23 protein-coding genes and 1 pseudogene are annotated in these 22,161 nt (G+C 46.9%); 12 read left to right on the top strand and 12 right to left on the bottom strand.

Going from position 1 to position 22,161, the window contains the following annotated elements; translation table 11 throughout:
• Positions 1 to 57: 57 nt before the first annotated feature.
• Positions 58 to 492 (top strand): YbjN domain-containing protein, encoded by a 435-nt coding sequence (locus FHS56_RS04020; RefSeq protein ID WP_166918575.1) that lies wholly within the window; start codon positions 58 to 60, stop codon positions 490 to 492.
• 543 nt (positions 493 to 1,035) lie between these two features.
• On the top strand, positions 1,036 to 1,896 hold the full coding sequence (locus tag FHS56_RS04025) for a toxin-antitoxin system YwqK family antitoxin (protein WP_166918576.1): 861 nt from the start codon (positions 1,036 to 1,038) through the stop codon (positions 1,894 to 1,896).
• A 117-nt stretch (positions 1,897 to 2,013) separates the two neighbouring features.
• Here FHS56_RS04025 and FHS56_RS04030 read toward each other — a convergent pair whose 3' ends face one another.
• The 3 genes from FHS56_RS04030 to FHS56_RS04040 all read right to left on the bottom strand — a co-directional run bounded on the left by FHS56_RS04030 (position 2,014) and on the right by FHS56_RS04040 (position 4,918).
• Positions 2,014 to 2,640: a porin family protein gene (locus tag FHS56_RS04030; RefSeq protein ID WP_166918577.1), complete on the bottom strand. Its 627-nt coding sequence runs from the start codon at positions 2,638 to 2,640 to the stop codon at positions 2,014 to 2,016.
• Positions 2,641 to 2,701: 61 nt separating this feature from the next.
• A complete protein-coding gene (mraY, locus tag FHS56_RS04035) occupies positions 2,702 to 3,952 on the bottom strand; it encodes a phospho-N-acetylmuramoyl-pentapeptide-transferase (RefSeq protein WP_166918578.1) in 1,251 nt (416 codons plus the stop codon).
• A 96-nt stretch (positions 3,953 to 4,048) separates the two neighbouring features.
• Positions 4,049 to 4,918: an aminotransferase class IV gene (locus tag FHS56_RS04040; RefSeq protein WP_166918579.1), complete on the bottom strand. Its 870-nt coding sequence runs from the start codon at positions 4,916 to 4,918 to the stop codon at positions 4,049 to 4,051.
• Between the two features lie 47 nt (positions 4,919 to 4,965).
• Here FHS56_RS04040 and sdaAB point away from each other — a divergent pair, with 47 nt between their 5' ends.
• From sdaAB to FHS56_RS11975, 5 genes and pseudogenes are all read left to right on the top strand, one after another.
• Positions 4,966 to 5,643: an L-serine ammonia-lyase, iron-sulfur-dependent subunit beta gene (gene sdaAB / locus FHS56_RS04045; RefSeq protein WP_166918580.1), complete on the top strand. Its 678-nt coding sequence runs from the start codon at positions 4,966 to 4,968 to the stop codon at positions 5,641 to 5,643.
• Between the two features lie 133 nt (positions 5,644 to 5,776).
• A complete protein-coding gene (locus FHS56_RS04050; protein ID WP_166918581.1) occupies positions 5,777 to 7,216 on the top strand; it encodes a TolC family protein in 1,440 nt (479 codons plus the stop codon).
• Positions 7,217 to 7,270: 54 nt separating this feature from the next.
• Complete coding sequence (locus FHS56_RS04055) at positions 7,271 to 8,692, top strand: efflux RND transporter periplasmic adaptor subunit (RefSeq protein WP_243844137.1); 1,422 nt, start codon at positions 7,271 to 7,273, stop codon at positions 8,690 to 8,692.
• Positions 8,693 to 8,985: 293 nt separating this feature from the next.
• Positions 8,986 to 9,357 (top strand): annotated as a pseudogene (locus FHS56_RS12070) (transposase); the annotation flags it as partial.
• Between the two features lie 37 nt (positions 9,358 to 9,394).
• A complete protein-coding gene (locus FHS56_RS11975) occupies positions 9,395 to 9,523 on the top strand; it encodes a hypothetical protein (protein WP_262886440.1) in 129 nt (42 codons plus the stop codon).
• A 177-nt stretch (positions 9,524 to 9,700) separates the two neighbouring features.
• Here FHS56_RS11975 and FHS56_RS04065 read toward each other — a convergent pair whose 3' ends face one another.
• The 5 genes from FHS56_RS04065 to FHS56_RS04085 all read right to left on the bottom strand — a co-directional run bounded on the left by FHS56_RS04065 (position 9,701) and on the right by FHS56_RS04085 (position 14,667).
• A complete protein-coding gene (locus tag FHS56_RS04065) occupies positions 9,701 to 11,761 on the bottom strand; it encodes a leucine-rich repeat domain-containing protein (RefSeq protein WP_166918583.1) in 2,061 nt (686 codons plus the stop codon).
• 388 nt (positions 11,762 to 12,149) lie between these two features.
• On the bottom strand, positions 12,150 to 12,395 hold the full coding sequence (locus FHS56_RS04070) for a hypothetical protein (protein WP_166918584.1): 246 nt from the start codon (positions 12,393 to 12,395) through the stop codon (positions 12,150 to 12,152).
• A 13-nt stretch (positions 12,396 to 12,408) separates the two neighbouring features.
• Positions 12,409 to 12,612, bottom strand: coding sequence for an IS1 family transposase (locus FHS56_RS04075; RefSeq protein ID WP_166918585.1), 204 nt, complete (start codon positions 12,610 to 12,612; stop codon positions 12,409 to 12,411).
• Between the two features lie 341 nt (positions 12,613 to 12,953).
• Positions 12,954 to 14,156 carry a chorismate-binding protein gene (locus FHS56_RS04080; RefSeq protein ID WP_166918586.1) on the bottom strand — a complete coding sequence of 401 codons (1,203 nt, stop codon included), beginning with the start codon at positions 14,154 to 14,156 and terminating at the stop codon, positions 12,954 to 12,956.
• A gap of 82 nt (positions 14,157 to 14,238) precedes the next feature.
• Positions 14,239 to 14,667 (bottom strand): PaaI family thioesterase, encoded by a 429-nt coding sequence (locus tag FHS56_RS04085; RefSeq protein ID WP_166918587.1) that lies wholly within the window; start codon positions 14,665 to 14,667, stop codon positions 14,239 to 14,241.
• A gap of 51 nt (positions 14,668 to 14,718) precedes the next feature.
• On the opposite strand from FHS56_RS04085, the gene FHS56_RS04090 reads away from it, so the two are divergent.
• Complete coding sequence (locus FHS56_RS04090; RefSeq protein ID WP_166918588.1) at positions 14,719 to 15,378, top strand: histidine phosphatase family protein; 660 nt, start codon at positions 14,719 to 14,721, stop codon at positions 15,376 to 15,378.
• A 151-nt stretch (positions 15,379 to 15,529) separates the two neighbouring features.
• Here FHS56_RS04090 and FHS56_RS04095 read toward each other — a convergent pair whose 3' ends face one another.
• Together FHS56_RS04095 and FHS56_RS04100 are read right to left on the bottom strand one after the other, a co-directional pair.
• Positions 15,530 to 16,018, bottom strand: a complete 489-nt coding sequence (locus FHS56_RS04095; protein WP_166918589.1) for an acyl-CoA thioesterase — start codon at positions 16,016 to 16,018, stop codon at positions 15,530 to 15,532.
• Between the two features lie 65 nt (positions 16,019 to 16,083).
• Positions 16,084 to 16,872, bottom strand: coding sequence for a polyphosphate kinase 2 family protein (locus FHS56_RS04100; protein ID WP_243844138.1), 789 nt, complete (start codon positions 16,870 to 16,872; stop codon positions 16,084 to 16,086).
• A 97-nt stretch (positions 16,873 to 16,969) separates the two neighbouring features.
• On the opposite strand from FHS56_RS04100, the gene FHS56_RS04105 reads away from it, so the two are divergent.
• Positions 16,970 to 17,593 carry a hypothetical protein gene (locus FHS56_RS04105; RefSeq protein ID WP_166918590.1) on the top strand — a complete coding sequence of 208 codons (624 nt, stop codon included), beginning with the start codon at positions 16,970 to 16,972 and terminating at the stop codon, positions 17,591 to 17,593.
• Between the two features lies 1 nt (position 17,594).
• On the opposite strand, the gene FHS56_RS04110 is transcribed toward FHS56_RS04105, so the two are convergent.
• Positions 17,595 to 18,362 (bottom strand): SDR family NAD(P)-dependent oxidoreductase, encoded by a 768-nt coding sequence (locus FHS56_RS04110; RefSeq protein ID WP_166918868.1) that lies wholly within the window; start codon positions 18,360 to 18,362, stop codon positions 17,595 to 17,597.
• Positions 18,363 to 18,518: 156 nt separating this feature from the next.
• On the opposite strand from FHS56_RS04110, the gene FHS56_RS04115 reads away from it, so the two are divergent.
• From FHS56_RS04115 to FHS56_RS04125, 3 genes are read left to right on the top strand one after another with little or no spacing between them, the layout of a single operon-like run.
• Positions 18,519 to 19,796, top strand: coding sequence for a sensor histidine kinase (locus FHS56_RS04115; protein ID WP_166918591.1), 1,278 nt, complete (start codon positions 18,519 to 18,521; stop codon positions 19,794 to 19,796).
• 58 nt (positions 19,797 to 19,854) lie between these two features.
• Positions 19,855 to 20,301 carry a GNAT family N-acetyltransferase gene (locus tag FHS56_RS04120; RefSeq protein ID WP_166918592.1) on the top strand — a complete coding sequence of 149 codons (447 nt, stop codon included), beginning with the start codon at positions 19,855 to 19,857 and terminating at the stop codon, positions 20,299 to 20,301.
• The gene (locus FHS56_RS04125; protein ID WP_166918593.1) at positions 20,285 to 21,193 is read left to right on the top strand and encodes a M28 family peptidase; all 909 of its coding nucleotides are present in this window, start codon (positions 20,285 to 20,287) and stop codon (positions 21,191 to 21,193) included. Before FHS56_RS04120 ends, FHS56_RS04125 begins: the two co-directional genes overlap by 17 nt.
• 15 nt (positions 21,194 to 21,208) lie before the next feature.
• Here the strand turns inward: FHS56_RS04125 and FHS56_RS04130 are convergent, their stop codons facing one another.
• Positions 21,209 to 22,159 carry a phosphatase domain-containing protein gene (locus FHS56_RS04130; protein WP_166918594.1) on the bottom strand — a complete coding sequence of 317 codons (951 nt, stop codon included), beginning with the start codon at positions 22,157 to 22,159 and terminating at the stop codon, positions 21,209 to 21,211.
• Positions 22,160 to 22,161 lie beyond the last annotated feature (2 nt).

The raw sequence follows: 22,161 nt of genomic DNA on the forward strand, positions 1-22,161 counted from the left end.
TTTCCTCGCACGATTTTGTAGCTTCCGAGATGTTTAAGCCTAAACCTTAGTTTTCTGATGACACCCGAAGTACAGAAAGTGCACGACATGATTGCCAACTTTGCCCAACAAGTAGGCGTGGACCCTAAAAAAGCCTTTGACCCGGAAAAAAATGCATGGTATTTTCAGCGGGGCTCTGCCCGCGTAGAAGTATTCGTGCAGGGCATCCCGCTCAGCAATGGCGAAATGCGCTATTTCCTGCGCATCTTCTCCCCCATTATGAAGGTGCCCCCAGCACGCGAGTGCGAGGTGTATAAGCACCTGCTTGAGCTCAACGACCGTTCTTTGGGCGTCAAATTGACACTCATGCCCGGCAGCAACCAAGTGTATGCCACCTATGAGCGCGACATCCACGGGCTCGACGCCGAAGAGCTGGCTACTTGCATGCTCGATTTGGGCTGGTGGGCAGACAAGCTGGACGATGAGTTGCAAATGACCTTTTCAGACCGCTAAAACACACGGGGACAAGCTCCCCGTTTTTTCTGTTTCTCCGATTTCTTTCATTTCAGCCAAAACCCCATGCCTACGGCAGCTGAAGTATAGTTGCCTTTTTGTAGAGTCGGCAGGTCTGGACTCTGCTCAATCGTTCCATCCCGAAAAGTAAGCATGGTATTGAGGTGTTCGTGCAAGAGAGCGCTCAACAGTAGCGAAATGCGTCATTTTCTGCGTAGCTTCTCTCCTATCGTCAAAGAGCCAAACTGCCGTGAAAACGAACTTTATCGCTACCTGCTTGAAATCAACGACTTGCGCTTAGGTGAAAGCTCACAGTCGTACCCAACAGCCACTCAGTGTGTGCCATCTGTATGCGCGATGTCTAAGGAATCGATTACAAAGCACTGTTTGCTTGCGCTGCCGACTTGGCATGGTGAACAACAAGCATCCTCGACGACCAACTAATGGCAACCTTCTCACACAATGCACGTTCAACTCATCATCTTTTTGCACTTTTTTTGCTAACTTTCTTTTTCGAAAAACAAAAAGCAAGATTCCTTTCTTATGCGTGGCATTGGTTTTCTTATAGCGTGGCTCATTGGCTTTGGCGTGTGTGCACAAACCCCTTCTGTTCTGGAAACCGACAGCATCCCAGACCTTTCAGTAGAGTTGTCGGAAAAAAAAGAAAACAAAGACAAAGAGCGGAAAATAAAGAAACGCAACACTTACTACGGTGTAAAAACCAAAAAGACGTTCATTAAACACGACAACGGAACCGTAGAAATATTTCACTACCTGCCCAACTGGCATGAGCCCTACAACAAAGTGGAAGAAGTTGCTTGGTACTGGGAAAAAAGACGCAAGCTTTATCACACAGATTACAGTTCTATCAAACGCAGCGAAGCAAAGCTGCTGCATGGTCCTTACCGCAAGCTATACAAAGACAAGGTCATAGAAGAAGGCTTCTATTACTATGGTGCCAAACACGGACGCTGGGTGCGCTACGGAAACGACGCCCTCGACCGCGACTGGGTCCTTATTGATAAAACCAACTATTTCCGTGGTTGGCTCAAGGAGTCGAAGCGTACCTATTACGACGAAAAACAAACGAAGCTAAAAGAGGTCATTCCCATCAAACACGGAAAGATAGAGGGCAATTATTACTTCTTTTACCCCAACGGGCGCATCGCCATCAAAGGGCAATATGAAGCGGGGCAACGCGTAGGCGTGTGGATGGAATACTACCCCAACGGGCAACGCAAGCGCGAAATACACTATCCGCGCAAACCAGACACCAATGAAAAGCCCTATGTGCTGCGTCAATGGGACGAGCAGGGCAAAGAAAGACTCTACAAACCTCATGAAGTGGAGTTGGAAGTGGATGAATACCGCCCGATAAAAGAAGAAGCCCGATTGCAAAATTAACTGCTTCTTCCTTGCGTCTTTAGATTTTAAAAGACAAGATTTTGATGCACCCTGCCCGCTATGCAAATAAAAAAGCCCAGCTTTTGCCGGGCTAAAATTTATGACTTGTGGGCTTGCTTATTCGCCGATGATTTTAAACCCTAAGGTAATTTGGAATGTACTTACCCGGTCGTCGGCTTTGAAAGTGCGGTTGAATACCTGATAGCTACCTTTGCCCAATCTGCTCAGACTGCCTTCGTAACGGGCATCGATGGTAAGTTTGCCAAAATCCAAACCTATTCCCGCCTGATAACCAATGGTTGAGTTTTTCACTTCATAATCAGTGGTAACGGTCTGTCCGTTGCTGTCGGTTGCTTCTTCTTTTACAGAATAAGGGAAGCTCAACACCGGACCTGCATTCACTCGCACAACCTTGCCCAGAACACGGCGCCCCAGCAAAATAGGCACGTCCAAGCTGTTGATATTGCGTTTCACGGTTTCGATATTCGTAAAATTGCCGCTTCCTTTCATGTTGGCGCCCTTCTGCGAAATCAACAATTCGGGCTGCACATACCAGTTGCCAACCCCCAAACGCAGGAATGCGCCACCTACCAAGCCATATTTGTAACCATCGTTTTTCAAATCATCGCTGTTGGGTATCAACTTATTGGCATTGATGCCGGTGCGAATACCAAAGCTGTAATACTGCGCCCAAGCAGTCTGAACAAAAAGACCGAGCATCATCAGCATTAAAAACTTTTTCATAGGAGTGTTTTATTTTTGATGAACGTTGAAATGCATACGCAAAAAGCAAGCCAAAGTTTGTTTAGCGCAGTTTAAGGGTTACCAAAGTCAAGATAGCCAGCATGATTCCCACAATCCAAAAGCGGGTTACAATCTTAGCCTCATGATACCCCAACTTTTGATAGTGATGGTGTAGGGGCGCCATCTTGAAAACACGCCGCCCCTCGCCGTATTTCCGTTTGGTGTATTTGAAATAACCCACCTGAATCATCACCGAGAGGTTTTCTATCAGAAAGATACCGCAAAGCAGGGGCAGCAGTAGCTCTTTGCGCACACACAGTGCCAGTACTGCAATGGTGCCCCCCAGAGACAAGCTGCCTGTGTCGCCCATGAATACTTGTGCCGGATAGGCGTTGTACCACAGGAAACCAACACACGCCCCTGTAAATGCCGTACAGAAAATAGCTGCCTCACCCAAGTTGGGTATGTAAAGCACATTCAGGTAATCGGAAAAAATGACATTACCTGACAGATAGGCAAAAATAGCAAGCGTAGTACCTATAATTGCCGAAGTACCCGCTGCCAAGCCGTCGATGCCATCCGTGATGTTGGCACCGTTCGACACCGCCGTGATGATGAACGTAACCACCAGAATGTAAATAAGTGGTGTGAGCCAATCTATGCCAAATATATTCAGTGCTTCGTAATCAAACTCGTTGTTTTTCATGAAAGGCACATTGGTCTTGGTGCTTTTGTAAGTAACGGCAAAGTAAGCTTTGCCTTCTCGCACCACCACCCTTTGCCCCGTAACGGCTGGCAGCTGGGCTATCTGCTCCGAGCGCTGCACAGGTATGTTTTCCTGCAAGACTACCTCTTCGTGAAAAAAGAGCGTTGCCCCTACAATGATGCCTATCACTACCTGCCCCAATATTTTCAACTTGCCGGAGAGCCCTTCCTTGCTTTTCTTCAGCTTGAGGTAGTCGTCCACAAAACCAATGATGCCCAAACCGCCCGAAGTAACCAGCAGCAGAATCACGTAAATATTGGACAAGTCAGCAAAAAGCAGAACCGGAATAAATATAGCCAGCAAGATGATAAGACCGCCCATAGTAGGTGTGCCCTGCTTCTCGCTTTGCCCCGCCAAGCCCAGCTCCCGTACCTTCTCGCCTATCTGCTGTTTTTTGAGATAGGCAATGATTCTTTTTCCTAAGACAGTAGCAATCAAAAGAGAGAAAACCGCCGCCATGCTGCCCCGGAAAGAGATATAGCGAAAAACGCCGGCACCTATCAGGTCAAATTCTCGGTCTAAGTAAGTAAACAAATAGTACAACATAAGCTTAGGACTTGATTCTTTTTCTTTCTGTAAAGATGAGCCTTTGGCCAAGGCAAAGGCACAAGTTAAGTTGCTTGCAGCAATCAAGCAAAGGAATCAAACGCTTTCCATAGCAGCCCCCCATATGGCTGCCTGCATCTCCATCACAAAGCCTTGTACTTCATTGCTTTCATTCAAGCAATGACCGTTCACCTCTTGCACTCGCCGCACCCCGCCCACATTCACCAACCACATGCCCTCGGCGTAGGTGGTCAGCTGTTGCGGCAAACGGTGCAACTGCCGGCACTCTATGCCCCGTGCTTTGAGGTAGCGCAGCCACTGCAAACGCATGATACCCTCCACGCAGCCAGTATCCAGTGGGGGGGTACAGAAAACACCTTCTTCCACCCAAAACACATTGGCAGAAGTGGCTTCTGCCACGTAGCCCCTTGTGTCAATCAACAGTGCATCATCAAAGCCCTGCCGGGCGGCATGACGCGCTGCCAACACATAAGGCAGCGCTTGCAAACACTTCACTTGCGACAATGGATGCGGTTGCAAACGGTAAGCATCATATATAGCAAGACGCACGGCATCGCCCTGATAGAGTCGCTCTTGGGGGCGCAAGCTCACAAGACAATGAGCCTCGGTTTGCATGGCACGATACAAGCCGCCAGCACGACGCCACAAAATCAGCTTCAAACGCACACAAGGCGGCAAACTCCCCCCCGACAGTCCCTCCCACGCTTCTACAATAGCCTGCAGCCAATGGGCAAATGCCTGTGGACAAGTAGGCACAAAATCGGGCAGTGCCAAGCCCAAGGCTGATGCACCCCGCTGTAAACGCGCATAGTGGTCTTGGGCAAACAAAACCCGCCCTTCGCGCACGATGATGGTCTCAAACAGCCCATCACCGTATTGAAAGGCACGGTCTTCGGGGCTGATGCAAGGCGCCTCCACCCAGCAATTATCAAAATAATACCACATTTTCTTTGAAATATTGTGTACCTTTACCAGCACAAAACTACAAGATTATGTCAGAAGGCAGCAGCATCTTTGATATGATTGGACCCGTTATGATTGGACCTTCCAGCTCTCATACTGCCGGTGTGGTACGCATCGGACGAGTAGCCGTACGCCTATTGGGCGGCATACCAGAAGAAGCCACCATCACCTTTTTCAACTCGTTTGCACGCACCTACGAAGGGCACGGCAGCGACCGCGCCATCATCGCTGGCTTGCTCGACTTCAAGACCGACGACAAGCGCATCAAAGAATCGTTTGAGCATGCCAAACAACAAGGCTTGAAATATCGCTTCCGCGCAGTGGGCAATGCTTCTACCCTACACCCCAACACCATAAAACTGGAGCTGCGTCGTGGCGAGCGCAGCATAGAGGTCATAGGTGAAAGCCGAGGCGGTGGTCTCATCAACATAGCCTCATACAACGGTTTCCGTGCCAACTTTTCGGCTTCCTTGCATACCCTCATCGTGATGGCAGAAGACACCAAAGGCGCCGTTGCTTTCCTTGCCGACATCCTTGCTCACGACGACTGCAACATAGCTACCTTGTCAGTCTCTCGCAAAGCTAAAAATGACCTCGCCTGCCATTGCTACGAGATGGACTCAGGCATACGCCCCATCACCCTCGAATACATGAAAAGCATCCCTTGGATTAAAGAAGTCATCTATATCCCTGATATTGACCTGTAAAAACTGGGGCATCCCATCGATTCGCTATCTTTGCACTTGCTTGCATGCTCTCCAAATGCAAATCTTTTTGCTGCAAGCACACTAAAACAGTGCACAAAAAAGTTATATTCAACAAATCATAAACCCAAACAGCATGAAGCGAATCACGGGACTTCTCCTTTTGCTTTTCATTTTCGCGAGCTCATGGACCCGCGCCCAGCAAACCTATACGCTGGAGCAATGCGTGCAAATAGCAGTGCAAAACAGCCTCAGCATTCAACGCAGCAGCCTGCAGGCTGAAAGCGCCCAAAGCACCTACCGCCAATCGAAAGAGAACCTGCTGCCCTCGATTAGCGGCAATGCCACCGAGACCTTCCGCACAGGGCGCTCCATCGACCCCTTCACCAACCAGTTTGTACAAAGAACTATCAACTCTACCAGCTTAGGCATCAATGCCGGCATGACGCTGTTTAATGGTTTTCAACAAAGCAACAACATCAAAAAGAGCCGCCTCGATTACCAAGCAGCTCAATACGACGTAGAACAACAAAAGCAGCAAATAGCCATCGATGTGGCAAATGCTTACCTTCAAGTGGTCATGGCTAAAGAGCAGCTCAAAGTGGCACAAGCGCAGCGCGCTTCCACCGACGCCCAGCTCAAGCGCGTGAAAGCACAGTATGCTGCCGGTGCCGCCGCTGAAAATCAAGTCCTCGACCTTGAAGCTCAGCTTGCCAACGACGATGTCAACATCATTGCTGCCGAAAACCAACTGCGTTTTGCCAAGCTCAATCTGCAGCAGCTCATGAATATGCCTGTAAATACAGCTTTCGATGTATCAGATGTAGCAATAGAAAGCATCATCAACCCCTATGCCAACAAGAGCATAGAAGAATTGTTCGAACAAGCAGCACAAAACCAATACAGCCTGCAAAGTGCCAAGCTGCGTGCCGAAAGCGCCCGCGTCAGCCGTGAAATAGCTCAAGGCAGACGCCTGCCCACCCTTTCACTCAATGCCGGTATCAGCTCGTTCTACACTAACTCAGCACCCGAACGGATTTTCAGACCCGACGGCACTACCACTACCGTGCAGGTGCCCATTGGTTACTTGCAAGACGACCCCTCAAAAATAGTGGTTGCTAACCAGAGCATACCCAACGGCAAAATTGTGGACAACGGTTTTTGGAACCAAATGGACTTCAACCTCAGCTCTTTTCTATCATTGAACCTTAGCATTCCTCTTTATAATGCAGGCATCACCCGCAATGCCATACAACAAAGCAAAATACAGGAGCGCACTGCTCAAATACAAATGCAAGAAACACGCAACCAATTGCGCCAGAGTGTAGAACAAGCCTACAATAACTTGTTGAGTGCCGAAGTTACCTACAACGCTCGTCTCAAACAAATAGAAGCGCTGGAGCGCACTTTCCGCAATGCGGAAAAACGTTTCGAGTTGGGGGGTGCCTCTTTTGTAGATTACAACCTAGCAAAACTCAACCTCGCCCGTGCACAAGCCGACTTCATCCGTGCCAAATATGAATATTTGTTCCGTATCAAGGTGCTCGACTACCTCACGCAAGGCGCTAGCCAATAAACGTATCAACTTTTTCAGTTCAAATCCAAGTATTCAAATAGAGCTTCATTCATCATGGAACAACATACAGTTATGAAAGAAAAGAAAAGCCGCCGCCTGAAAACATGGCATTTCGTCGTGAGCGGCGTAGTGCTTGTCGCATTACTTATTGTGGCTCAAAGAGCCGGCTGGATAGGCAAAAAATCACTGACTGAAGTAGAAATAGCTGCTGTGCAGCGCACTACCATCGTAGAAAAGGTAGCAGCTTCGGGCAAAATACAACCCGAAGCCGAAGTAAAAGTAAGCTCCGAAGTATCGGGCGAAATCATCGAACTCACTGTGCAAGAAGGCGACTCGGTCGTCAAAGGGCAACTGTTGGTGCGCCTGCGCCCCGACTTGCTTCAGGCTTCGGTGGACCGCGCCCGTGCCGCTCTGCAACAACAGCAGGCGCAGCTTATGCAGGCACGTGCCCGCGAGTCGCAAGCCAAAGCCCGCTACCTCATTGCCAAAGCCAACTATGAGCGCAACCAAAAACTCTATGCAGAAAAGGTAATTTCCGATTTGGAATACGAGCAATCGAAAACAGACTATGAAGTAGCCAAAGAGGAATACGAAGCCGCCAAAAGCAGCACCGAAGCAAGCCAATATGCTGTTGCCAGCGCCCGGGCTACCCTCAAAGAGGCACAAGACAACCTACGCCGCACCACCATTTATGCCCCCACCAGTGGCATCGTGTCGTTGCTCAACGTAGAAATGGGCGAGCGAGTGGTAGGTACCGCTCAAATGGCAGGTACTGAACTGCTGCGCATTGCCAATCTCAACAACATGGAAGTACGCGTAGACGTAAACGAAAACGACATCGTGAAGGTATCTTTGGGCGATACCGCCACCATCGAAATAGACGCATTCATGGATGTAGAAACGCCCATCCGCGGCGTGGTTACCTCTATTGCCAATACCGCCAAACAAAGTGCCACCGCCGACGCTGTTACCGAATTCGAAGTACGCATCCGCATTTTGCCAGAATCCATAAACATGTTGCGCCGACAAAGTGGCAAGCGCTACCCCTTGCGCCCCGGTATGACTGCCTCGGTCGAAATCATCACCAACCGCAAAGAAAATGTAGTGGCAGTGCCTATTGCTGCCGCCACTACTCGCCTGCCTTCCGAACTCAAAAAAGCAAAAGGGCAGACCGACAAGCCCAACAAAGAAAAGCAGGAATCGGACAACAAGGCTGGTAATCAAAAAGAAGAGCCTGTTACCGTGGTGTTTGTCTATAAAGACGGCAAAGTAGAAGCTCGCATCGTGGAAACCGGCATCAGCGACTTCGACAACATCGAAATCGTGAAAGGCTTGAAAGAAGGCGAGCAAATTGTGGTAGCGCCTTTCGTGGCTATATCCAAGCTGTTGACCGACGGCAAGGAAGTAAAGGTCAAAGGGGAAGGCTCAAAAAATAAAGCTGACAAAGGCAAGAAAGAAAACAAACAGAAAGAGTAAAGTCAGCGGGGCATCTCTTTTAGGAATGCCCCCCTCTTTTCTCGAGGAAAAATGTATGCTTCCCGGCGGTGCTACGGCACAATTGCTTGTCGCAAGCACCGTTTTTTATTAGGCAGTGAAAAAACATCTGCCCGTGCTTGTAGAGATGACAAAAGAAAAAGAGGGTGTTAATTAAAGATAGATAAAAACTTGTTTTGAGAAATTTCATAGAATCCATATTCATTTAGACAACAGCTTATTCGTAATGAAATATCTATCATCTCTATCGATTTTGATACTATCCTGCTTTGAGAGTGTCATATAAAGATAGATTTTTAAGAGGCGTCAAACGAGTGGACTTGGTCGTCAGCGATGCCTTAGCGGGCATAGAGGAAGCCGTCGCTAAACATTACAGCCAAGTATCGCACCAGTTTTGCGTGTTTCATTTGAAAAAGAATGTGTTAAAATACATCAAGCCCAAAGATAAACATGAGATAGCAAAGCAGCTGATTAAGGCATTTCAAGTGGATAATTCAAATGATAGTATTGAGAAGAGCTGGCAAAGGTGGCTTTGCTTCATAGAGAGGAATAAGAAAAAATACCCTGTATTGGAGCGGATGTCAACAGAACGGTATCGATACTACTTGACCTACTTAAAGTATGATTACAGGATACGTTCGATGATATATACTACTAAACAGGGATTACAAAAGGACGTTGCGCATGCGAGCGGCGCTACCCAATCCAGAGGCAGCCATATTATTGATGGGTTACGTGGCGATGAACCATAAAGCCTACGAGCGTAAAGCAAAATTAGATTATGATGGTTCATTTCAATGGGAGGAGCAGTAGAACCGATGCAATCTAACTTTGCAAGAACTTCACTACGGCTACGCCTTCGTTTCGTTCTTGCAAATTCAAAAAATACTTACATATAGAACCTCATACACACAAAATGAGACACTACCTTTTGGCGCCTCGCACCCCTTTGGGCATTAAGGCTATAAAATCTATACTTAGTTATCAAGTCTACATGCATAATGCTTTCCACTTCTTTTTCAGTCCTCCAATTTTTTTGAGTAGGGTGCTGAATAGCGATTCTTTATCTAACCTTTCCCGTTCTTTAATTTCGCGTAGGGGGAGAATGAATAGCAACTCTTTCTCCAACTTTTTCAGTTCTGCAATTTCTGTGAGCAGGGTGCTGAATTGATTAAGCCTCAAATTCAAATTTGCTGATGAGTATGAAAAAGCACTCGAAGTTGGGATACTGAATTGATTACTGCTCAAATTCATCAAATTCAAATGCCATAAATTTTTCAGTTCTCCAATTTCAATTTCTTGGGGCAGGGTACTTAATTGATTATCCATCAAATAAAATACTATCAAATTTTTCAGTTCTCCAATTTCTTGGAGTAGAGCACTTAATCGATTACTCCGCAAATACAATTTTTTCAATCTTCCAATTTCTTGGGGTAAGATGCTTAATCGATTAAAGCTCAAATTTAATTCTTGCAAATTTTTCAATTCTGCAATTTCTTGGGGCAGGATGCTTAACTGATTACTGCTCAAATTCAATTTTTGCAAATTTTTCAGTTCTGCAATTTCTCTGGGCAGAGCGCTTAACTGATTATATCTCAAATTCAACTCTTGCAATTTTTTCAGCCTTCCAATTTCTTGGGGCAGGATGCTTAATTGATTATGGCTCAAATTCAATTTTTCCAAACTTTTCAGTTCTCCAATTTCTTGAGGTAGGGTGCTTAATCGATTATTGCTCAAATACAATTTTTCCAAATTTTCCATTTTCCCAATTTCTCTGGGTAGGGCACTTAACTGATTGTAGTTCAAATTCAATTCTCGTAATTTTTTCAGTCCTCCAATTTCTTGGGGCAGGGTGCTTAATTGATTATGGCTCAAATTCAATTTTTCCAAACTTTTCAGTTCTCCAATTTCTTGAGGTAGGGTGCTTAATCGATTATTGCTCAAATACAATTTTTCCAAATTTTCCATTTTCCCAATTTCTCTGGGTAGGGCGCTCAATTGATTATAGTTCAAATTCAATTCTTGCAATTTTTTCAGTTCCCCAATTTCTTGGGGTAGGGTGCTTAATTTATTTCCTTGTAAATTCAAATATTGCAAATTTTCCATTTTCCCAATTTCTCTGGGTAGGGCGCTTAATTGATTGTGGTTCAAATTCAATTCTTGCAAACTTTTCAGTCCTGCAATTTCTTGGGGTAGGGTGCTTAATCGATTAAAGCTCAAATACGATTTTTCCAAATTTTTCAGTTCTCCAATTTCTCTGGGTAGAGCGCTTAATTGGTTATTACTCACATCCAATATTCGCAACTTTTCCAGCCCTTCAATTTCTTGGGGCAGGGTGCTTAATCGATTATTGCTCAAATACAATTTTTCCAAATTTTTCAGTTCTCCAATTTCTCTGGGTAGAGCGCTTAATTGATTATTACCCACATCCAATATTCGCAACTTTTCTAGCCCTCTAATCTCTTGGGGTAAGGTGCTCAATTGATTACCCCACAAATACAATCCTTCCAAATTTTTCAGTTCTCCAATTTCTTGGGGCAGAATGCTGAATTGATTATAGCTCAAATCGAATGCACTCAAACTTTTTAGTTCTCCAATTTCTTGGGGCAGGGTGCTTAATCGATTACCCCACAAATTCAATGCTCTCAAATTTTTCAGTTCTCCAATTTCTTGGGGCAGGGTACTTAATTGATTACCCCATAAATTCAATTCTTGTAAACTTTTCAGTTCTCCAATTTCTTGGGGCAGAGTGCTTAATTGATTATGCCTCAAATCCAATGCTCTCAAATTTTTCAGTTCTCTAATTTCTTGGGGCAAGGTGCTGAGTTGATTATTCCACAAATTCAGTACTCTTAAATTTTTTAGTTCTGCAATTTCTCTGGACAGAGTGCTTAATCGGTTAAAGCTCAAATCCAATTCTTCCAAATTTTTCAATTTCCCAATTTCTTTGGGTAGGATGCCTAATTGGTTACCTCTCAACTTCAACTTATACACCTTCAAGGGTTCTTTGAGAGCTTCTTCAAGTGAATGGCAAGTGGTCTGCTTTCTCATTTTTTGAAATTTTAGATGTTTTACAATGTACGAAGTTGTGATTGTAAAAGATTTCCAATCAAAGGGGTTATTTTGAGGTATTTCATTCAAAATGACCTTCTATGAAAATCCTAAAATAGGAAAGTGTTAAGTGAAGATAGATAAAAACTTTTTTTGAAAAAATTTCACAGAATCCATATTCATTTAGACAACAGCTTATTCGTAATGAAATATCTATCATCTCTATAGATTTTGATACTATCTTGTTTTTTGTTGTCATCCGTCCAAGATAATGCCTCACATTCGAGTTGCTCTGCTCTATTCTAATTGTTTTGTATCAACTTATCTTCTGGTATTATCTTTCTATAAACTTCCCAATCATCTGTGTAAAATCTCTCAGCCTTATCTTTTAATCGTTCATATAATTTCTTGAAGGTTCGAGCATCACGATTGCCAATAATCCATCCGATGGTTTTACCTCTAAGACAATCCACGGCTCGCCAGAGCCGTAACTTTTGTTTTTTAAATGCCACATCTCATCTATCTGTACTTCTTTTACTTCTGTGTCTATTTCAGGAATAGACAAGCTTCTTCCCATGGTTCTTATCCAGTATAATACGGTTCTACGACTTATGTTAAAAAGTCGTGCAATCATTCCATAAGTTGCTTTAACCACTGCCATAAAGTAACATGGCAAGAGCTTTTGCTTCTGGCTTCACTTTTTCTATTGCATCTCTAATGGTAAAATTATAACCACAATGTTTGCATTTGTATCTTTGCTTATGTCTGACTAACCCATTTTTTACTACGCTCTGACTACCGCATTTTTTGCATTGCTCTGCTAATTTGCATTTCTTTGGCAAAGAGTTCATATGAGAAAGTTTTGAACAAATACACAAAATCTATCTTTATAAAAAAACTGCCCCTTACCAAAAGGGGCTTTTTATCTTTTCAGGCTTTTGCTCTTATGCTCTCCCTTCCTCTTTGTCAATGCAAGAGCCCTTTGGCATTTTGCTGTTTTCCGTTATCATTTCGAGCGAAAGCAAGAAATCTCTTTGTTGCTTACCGCTTAGCAGGATAAAATTTTTCACTGCATTTCCGAAAAAACAAGAGGTCAATACACACTTATACACTTGTTCTATTTCACTTGCCACCCATACGACACAGCCCATCTAAACTTTTTCTTGTCAAGTGTAAATCTCTGGCAACTTTCCTATGACTGAATTCCCTGCCATAAGGTCTGCATCTTGTAGCAGGTTTCGTTCCATTCTTTGCGGGGGTCAGAGTCGGCAGTGATGCCACAACCTGCATAAAAATGCAGGCAACCAGAAGTATATTGCAGGCAGCGCAGGTTCACAAAAAAAGCGCTTTCCCCTTCCACACCGAGAGGACCTAAGAAGCCGCTATACAACTGGCGGTCATAGTTTTCATGTCTGTGCAAAAAGTCCATTGCGGCGTCTTTGGGCATACCACACACCGCAGAGGTAGGGTGCAAAAGCGGCAGCATGCGGTCCAGCAGCTGCGGGTAGGCAAGGCTGCGGGTATCTACTTTAAAATCGGTGCGCAAATGGATGAGATTGGCAGCACGCACGGTGCGCGGTCCGTATTCTTCAAACTCGCGCAGGCGTAGGGTCTTAAAACAGTTGATGATGTATCGACTGACGAGCGCCTGCTCTTCAATCTCTTTTTGTCGCCAAGCTACTTCCTGCAAAGGCACTGCGGGGTCGTAGGCTTGGGTACCGGCAAGTGCCATCGTATGAAAAATACCTTGTGCATCTTGTGCAGCCAGCACTTCGGGGGTGGCTCCCAGCCAGCAACCATAAGCCGGCAAGTAAAGCAGCGTAACCATGGCATGAGGATAGCAGGCTGCCAAGGAAGCAAACCAGCGACTAAGTGGGGGCATAGACTCCACAGGCAAAGACTTGCGTCGTGAAAGCACTACCTTTTGCAGCTTACCAGCGGCGATTTCGTTTACCGCACGCTGCACCAGCGCTTCAAAGCGGTTTTGTTCTTGGGGGGTGTCCTCTTGCCAGGAAGGTAGGCAGCCAGCCGGCAGAGGCTCTTTGCCGTGCAGATACTCATAAAACAACGCCCGAAAATCGCCGGGCAAGGCTGCCAGTTGTGCCTCGATGTCTTGAACGGGCGTGCGTGTAGAAAACAAACAAGTAGGGCGCAGGCAAATTGTATCGGATAGGTCCGGAGCATTCACGAAAGGACTCACCAAAAACGAAGGTTGTGGGTCGAGTACAGAAGGGGGCACACTGCGTTTGCCTCCGCTCATGTCAACAAGGCAATATTGTTCATTTCGGTGCGGCAAACGCCACAGCACTACGGGTAGCTGCATACGATAAGCCGCATAAAAGGCAGCTTCGAGCCATGCCACCCTACCCAATGTATGCACAGAACTAAAGTTCATCGTCGGTAAAATAAAGTCAGCAAGGAATCAACGCTTTGCCCTGCCTGAAAGTTTTTCTTTGAAAGTAGGCATCAGAAGTGCGTCAACGTTTTTTTACTGCCATAGTCAGGCGGCTGATGCAAGTAAGTTTTCCTTCTTCGTTGGTAATGCGTATTTCCCATACCTGCGTGGTGTTTCCTAAGTGGATGGCTTCGGCACGCCCGTAAATCCACTGTCCTTTGGGCACCGGGCGCAGGTGGTTGGCGTTGACTTCCAAACCCACACAATAATATTTTTCACGGTCTACAGCAAAGTTAGCCGCCACACTTCCCAGCGTTTCGGCAAATACCACATTGGCACCTCCATGCAAAATACCCAGCGGTTGTATGCTGCGCTCGGTTACGGGCATTTTGCCGCATAAATAATTTTCACCTATTTCGGTGAATTCAATACCCAAAAAATCGGACATGGTGCCCTTGTTGCGTTCGTGCAGTGCCTCTAAGGTAGCTTGTTGGTTCAGTTTTGCGCTCATCCGTCAAATTCGTTTTATCTTTGCGGTTAAAAATACAGCTTCACTGAATAAATGACAAACCTACAGACACATCCTCCGCTGAAAGAGCCCGCCGTGGTTTATTTGGTGCGCCATGGCGAAACCGACTACAACAAAAGGCGCATAGTGCAAGGCAGCGGTGTAGATGCTCCACTCAATCCAACAGGACGCCAACAGGCTTGGCGTTTTTATGAGCACTTCCGGGATCACCCCTTCGACAAGGTCTATATTTCAGAGCTGCGCCGCACCTACGAGTCAATGGAACCTTTCATCCGGGCAAAGTTACCCTACGAACGCCACGCGGCACTCAACGAAATCAGCTGGGGAGTACATGAAGGGCAGCCTTTCGACCCCGCCCGGCATCGAGAGTACCTGCAGGTGGTGTCGGCATGGCAAAGCGGGGAAACCCACCGCCGCATAGAAGGCGGCGAAAGTCCCGAAGAGGTAGCCGCACGCCAACGCCCTTTCATAGAGCTGCTGATAAAGCGACTGCGCAGTGGCGAAGAAAAGCACGTGCTTGTTTGCATGCATGGGCGTGCCATGCGCATCATGCTCACCCAACTGCTGCGTTATCCTCTGGCATACATGGATGTGTTTGAGCATCACAACATGGCTGCCTACAAGCTGATATTTACGGGCAACTTATTCCGCCTGGAAGGCTACTTCCTTGCCGGCGAGGAAAGGCGCAATTGAACCATGAGGGCAGTGCTCAAAAAATGGTTGTTCTGTTTCCGTTATACCCGCCTTCCATTCCTGTTATCTCAAACTCTGCAAAACCTTTCACTTTGAAAAGAGAGCAGAAGCAAAGCGAAAAACCTCAAGCTCACCATGTCATTTCCTCAAATCATAACTCTTGTTCTTTGTTCCAAAAGGGCGCCATGATTTCTTCGATACTTTTGCGCCGCTCCATGAGCTTCATGGCATATTGCTCATAGGCTTTTTGTTCTTCGGTTTGAGGTATCCAGCGGGGCACTTCCACACTTCTTCCCTCTTCGTCCACCGCTACAAACACAATGATGCAATGGGTGGTCTTATGACGATAGCCTTTGCGCAGATTTTGAGCCCACACGTCCACAGCAATGTGCATGCTGGTGTGCCCGGTATAGATGACCTGTGCGTTTATTTCCACGAAATCGCCAATATGAATAGGTTTCATGAAGCGAATCCCCCCCACGTAAACGGTTACGCAGTAGCGGCGCGACCAATTGACGGCACAGGCATAGCCTGCTTGGTCTATCCATTTCATGACCGCACCACCGTGCACTTTACCACCAAAGTTCACATCTTGCGGCTCTGCCAAAAAACGCATCTGTATGCTGTGCTGCTGTTCCATAACTAACCAAAATTTGAAAGAAAAAAAGGCGAAATGGTGTTGAACCTTATAGGGCAAAGGCAACCCTATGACAAAGACGGATATTTCAAAGGCAGGGCTTCGAGCGTCTCTACCACCTTCGACAACACATAGTAGTTTTTGTACCAATTTTCGTCAGCAGGTACAATGTGCCAGGGTATGCGACTGCAATGCTTAAATATTTGCTCGTATGCCCGGTAATATTGCTTCCTTTTGCCGGCTACCTCCCAGTCTTGGTCGTTGTGTTTCCAAAACTTTTCGGGATTGGTTTTGCGCTCTTTGAGGCGGCGCAGCTGCTCCTCGGGCGACACATGCAGAAAGAACTTCAATAGGTGGGTATCGTTTTCTTCATGAAGCAGGGCTTCGAAGCAGTTGATAAACTCATAACGCCTGCGGGTTTGCTGCTCATCGATGATTCCTTCTACCACTGGCACCAAAACGTCTTCGTAATGCGAGCGGTTGAAAATATGAATCATCCCCTTGGGCGGCACATGAGGGTGCACCCGCCACAAGAAATCATGGGCTTTTTCTTCTTCGGTGGGTGCTTTGAAGGCTTTTACATACACGCCCAGTGGATTTAAACCCGAAAACACCTTGCGAATGGCGCCGTCTTTACCGGCGGCATCCAAGCCTTGAAAGATAACCAACAGGCTACAGCGTTGTTGGGCATAAAGCATCTTTTGTAGCTCGAGCATGCGCTTTTTGAGTGCTTTGCTCTTGCGCTTGACTTCTTCTTTATTTAGCCCTGCGGGCGGCTTGGTAGTATGGTCTTTCAATTTAACATCCATAAGCAAAGCAAAATGAAGGTAATCAGGCATTGGATTTAATATAAGCATTTTTACCTTTTGCCCCCAAAAATGCCATTGACAAAGCAGGTGCATTTCCGTTCTTTTGCTTATCTTAAACAAGATAAACCAACTTACTTTGTTTCGTATGCCCAACCCTTCTGTGCCCGAAAGAGAACTACACCTACGCAGCTTACAGGAAGCCATCACCCAGATGCGTTATGCACTGCGCCACTATACCAAAGAACGGCGCTTATCGCTCAATGCCGAGCAGCTGTTCGAACTTGTCATTGCCAGTCCCATTGCTTTTGCCACATCTTGGGATGAACAGGTCGATGAGGTAGAAAAACAAATCATGCAATATGCAGCCCAGAGCGTGTCGCTCTTTTTCAATGAGCAGTTTACGCCCGAACTGCAGAGTCTCTTTGAAGAATTGCCTGCCCCCGACAATATGCTCGACGACCGGCGCTTTCCGGAAGTGCTTTTCAATGAGCTGCGCTATTTGGCTGCCCACACCGACAAGTGGTACGAAGCCTTCGCCGACGCCCTCAAGGCAGTGCTGCGCCTCGACCCGCTGGTGCGACAGTATGTGCCCGAACTCAAACCCCTTGCCGAAACCATTACCGAAACGCTGCTCATCATCTTGCTGAAAAACATAGGCAGCGACCACATAGAAGAAGAGCAGCTGTATGCCATGCTTTCGCGCTTGGGATTGAGCTTCAGCAAGGAGCTTTACATGCGTGTGCTGGAACAGGTATCGAGCAAGGGCTGATTCACGACTCGCGCCTGTTGACCAGCGTAGAAGTAGCTTGGTCGGCAGAAAGCACTAATACTTCTGCAAGGTTCACATGCGCGGGGCGTGTTACAATGAACCATATCACCTCGGCAATGTCTTCGGGGCGCAAGGGGCGGTAGCCCTCATACACCTTTTTAGCCCGTTCGACATCGCCTTTGAAGCGCACCAAAGAGAACTCTGTCTCCACCAAGCCAGGGTTCACCTCCGACACACGTACCCCTTCCTTGTACAAATCGATGCGCATAGCTTTGGAGAGGGCATCCACTGCAAATTTAGAAGCACAGTACACATTGCCGCCCGGATACACCTCCTTGCCTGCAATAGACCCTATGTTGACAATGTGCCCCTTTTTTTGCTTGAGCATATAAGGCAACACTGCCTTGGTTACATACAACAAGCCTTTTACATTGCCGTCTATCATGGCGTCCCAGTCGTCGAGGCTGCCCTCTTGAATGGGTGCCAAGCCATGCGCATTGCCGGCATTGTTCACAAGCACGTCTATCGACTGCCACCCGACGGGCAGATTTTCCAAGGCTTGTGCCACGGCAGCCCGTTCACGTACGTCAAAGCGCAGGGTAAGTACTTCGGTCTGGGTACTCAGTTCCTGTTTCAGGGAGTCGAGGCGCTCTTTCCTGCGCCCACACAAAATAAGACGTACCCCATAGGCTGCCATCAGACGGGCAGTAGCCAAACCAATGCCCGAAGTAGCACCGGTAATCAAGGCTGTTTGTGGTTGGTTGCTCATCGTGAAATAGATGTTTAGATACTGCAGGTAGTGGTAATAATACAAAAAGATTTTTATCTTGGGTTCGCTCATGTCTGCCCTACTGTATAGAGCCCATGAATTGCCTGATGAAAAAACTCCTGTGTCAAGAATTGATTTTTATGAACGAATTGCCTCATGAAGATGCTTCGACTGCCACAAAGCGCCACTGCCCGCATAGCCTATCCTTTCCGGATGATTGCCTACAGCCTGATATGGGTGCTAAGTGTCGTTAACTTTGAGCAATATGCCAGCGTACACCGCGCGCAGCTTTATTTCCTCATAACCCTTGCGATACTTTACCCGCACCTCATGCATTGGCTTTTTGCCTACTTAGAAAAAAATACATGGTGGCGGCAACATTTCCTGTTGCCCGATGCCCTTTTGCTGGGCTATACCCTTCATGTATTTGGCTTGCCGCCGGTCATATCCATTACCCTGAATGCCATGTTGTTCGGAAGCCACATTGCTCTGCGCGGCAAGCAACACCTATGGGTATTGGCGCTTGCCGAACTGCTGGGCTTTGGCATGGCGGTGCTGCTCGAAGGAGGACATCTCTACATCAGCCCCCCCAATTACCTGAATGCGGTGATTTGCTCCGTGGTGTCGAGCTTCTATTGTATTGCCTTCGGCTACCAAGCCTACCGTCAGTCTTCTTCACTCAAAAAAGCACGGATAGCCATAGAGCAGCAGGCACAAGTGCTGCAGCAACAAAAAGAAGAACTGGAGGCACTCACCCATAAGCAAATACACTTAATGCAGACCATTGCCCACGATATGAAAAACCCACTGCACAACATCATGGGCTTGCTAGAGGTCATCCGGCTGGATGGTACGCTCAACCAAGCACAACAAGAGGCGTACTACCGCATTATGAAAGTAGTAGAGCAGCAACAAGAACGCATCCACAAAATACTGAGCGAGCGGGCAAGGCATACCGGACAAATAGACATACAAAACCAAAGGATTGCGGTCCATGAGTTGTTGCATGAATGTGTGGAATTGCAAATGCCCTCTTTGAAAAAGAAGAAGTTGCGCCCTTTTATGGACTTTGACCGGCGCTCTCTTTACATACAAGCCGACCGTAAATTGCTGATGCAGGTCATTGAAAACCTGTTGTCCAATGCCATAAAATACTCCCCTCCGGGCAAAAGCATAAGCATCAGCAGCCATAGCGAGGGTGGGCAGGTCATCATAGGCATCCGCGACGAAGGACCCGGTATCCCCCAAGAAGAACAGCAACTACTGTTCAAGCGTTTTCAAAAGTTGAGCCCCCGCCCTACCCAAGGCGAAGACAGCAGCGGGCTGGGCTTGTTCATTGCCAAAAACCTCACTGAACAAATGGGCGGTAGATTGAGTTTTAAAAGCAAGGAAGGCAAGGGCACTACTTTTTATTTGCTCTTCCCCGAAGCGTAGATTTTTCAAAAATTTTATATTTTTAGCTAAGAAAAAATATATCTAAACGTTCACAATCATGGAAGCAAACTCTTCTGTTGAGACCATTCAACTGGCGCTGTCTGATGAGGCTGTTTTGCGCTGCAAGCACATACTGTGCGACTTGTACCCGCATATACCGCAAGAAGACGAAGCCTTTTTGTTCACCATCCGCAAGCTACAGGTCGAAGGCTACAACTTGGCTTACATCGAAAAAAATGGCACAGCTGCCTCGCTGGTAGGCTTCCGCGTAGGTGAAAACTTGGCATGGGGCAAATACATCTTCATCGACGAACTGGCAACCGCCCCTAAATACCGCCATCAAGGCTTGGCTTCTGCCATCATCGACTGGCTGACAGATTATGCCAAAACCAAGAAGTGCAGCAAAATATTTCTCGATTTTGTGATGATGGACCAGAAAGCTAAAGCGTGGGCTGAGCAAAAAGGCTTCAAACCATACAGCACCCGCTATGCCATTACGCTTTAAGTGCCATAGCCTGCTATACACTCTCTGCTTGTGGTTGCTCTTCTTTTTGGTTAAGCCGACGGCTGCCCTTGCCCAAGAGGTACAGGCAGCTGTGCTTTTTCACGACCTGAAGGTGCTTGCTGCTGATACTATGCAAGGCAGAAAAACCGGCACGGAAGGCAATCGTCAAGCGCGGGCTTATCTTATCCGTCGCCTGAAAGAGATAGGCTTAAACGGCTTCCGTCCGGATTATACCCACCCTTTCACACAAGGGCAGGTGCAAGGCAGCAATGTGATAGCTTATGTCAAAGGGCAAAGCGAGCGTTATATTGTGGTGAGTGCCCACTATGACCACTTGGGCGTAAAAGACGGGCAGATATACAACGGTGCCGATGACAATGCCTCCGGCGTGGCTGCCGCCTTGCAGCTGGCTACCCTCATCAAACAGCAGCAGTCGCCACGCTACTCTTGGCTATTTGTATTTTTAGACGCCGAAGAAGCCGGCTTGTTGGGCGCATGGGCTTTTGTGAGTCAACCGCCGGTGCCATTGAAAAACATCGTGCTTAACCTCAATTTCGATATGCTTAGCCGCAGCCAAAAGAAAGAATTGTATGTGTGTGGCACTGCCCACTATCCCAAGCTGCGCCCCTTGGTAAAACGTTGTGTACCGCCTGTAGGCTTACGGGTCATTTTCGGGCATGACACGGCTCATTTGGGTATGCAAGACTGGACCGCTGCTTCTGACCACTACGCTTTTCATAAAAAAGGCATTCCTTTCCTTTATTTTGGTGTGGAAGACCATCCGGATTATCACCGCCCTACCGACGACTACGAAAACATAGACAAGGATTTTTATTTAAAGGTGGTGCAATACTTGGCTCAATTAGCCTTGCTCATAGACCGTGAATTGTAACCAAAGGGCACAAGATTACAAACAAGCCTCTGGGTCGGTAAATACGCGGCAAAACACCCCTCGAGCATTACACACCGCCTCGAGATATTTCAGACGTGGGGTATGGCGGTGTTTTTCTTTTATCAGACGCAAATAAACTCCCTTTATCCGCCCGGGATGATGCTCTACCAAACGCGCATAAATGAGTGGGTCTTGTTGCCCACTATCTCCTATGAGCAGGAAAGGCAAGGCGTACATATCCATGAGGTGCTCGATGGTAGCATATTTATGAGACTCCTTTTTCCGAAAGAGCTCACGCCAGTGGTGCACCCGCTCGCGCAGCAGCAAACAGCCGTCCGGGAAGTGGTTGATTTTCAAAAAATCACGAATCAAATCAAAGAGATTCCATTCGCTGTTGGAAACATAAAAAAACAAAGGGGGGCATTCTCCTGCTGCATTCAAAAAGGTATATAGCGCCTGCATACCGGGGATAGCTTTTCGTTCGTGCACATCATAAAAAAGCAGGTATTTCAGGCGCTGCCACCAACGGGTAGCGTGGGTTTTCAAAACAGTATCGTCTACATCGGACACCACCACGTAAGGCATTTTTTCGTGGGAGAAGCATAGCGGCACATGAACGTACAAGGCACACGCTTCTATGCCCAAACGAACGAAAGGGCGCTGCTCCTCACGACGCTCTATCTCGAAGCAAAAGTAACCACCCCTCCCCGTAAATTGCACATAACGACTATGACCATCATACAAGACAACGGGTATCCCTTCTATGCCTTTTGCCAAATAGTGGCGCAACAAACGACGCAAAGGACGCCAAAAACTTAGACTTTTGCTTGTGGAAGAAATATTACTGCTGCGCTCAACCACATGCCCCTTCACACAAATTTTTTTATTATTGGCATATGCCACACAAGCCTGAAAACAAGGATGCGGCTGTATTTTCAACAGTTTTTTTACTAAAGCCAAAAACATAT

The sequence above is a fragment of the Thermonema lapsum genome (assembly GCF_011761635.1).
Lineage (GTDB): Bacteria > Bacteroidota > Bacteroidia > Cytophagales > Thermonemataceae > Thermonema > Thermonema lapsum.